Origin of the sequence: Collinsella sp. AM33-4BH, from assembly GCF_003469205.1 — a bacterium.
In the GTDB taxonomy this organism is placed as follows: Bacteria; Actinomycetota; Coriobacteriia; order Coriobacteriales; family Coriobacteriaceae; genus Collinsella.
This window is the reverse complement of sequence record NZ_QSIN01000012.1, coordinates 1-216: the sequence shown is the minus strand read 5'-3', so window position 1 is coordinate 216 and position 216 is coordinate 1.

Sequence of the window (216 nt, the reverse complement as noted above, 5' to 3'; positions counted from 1 at the left end):
CGTCACGCCCCCGGATTCCCTGCGTTTACGGCCTTGAGGTCGGCGGGCGGAGGAGGACGTGGTTGTGGGGGATGCGTGTCCCGGTCGCTGTTTCGCGGCTCTGCCGCGAAAGGCGCGCTACTTTGGGGCGGATGGAGGACGTGGTTGTTGCGCTAACTTGTCCCTACCGCATTTCTGGAGCGTTTCCCGGTTGATTTCCGATCTCAGCCGAACACA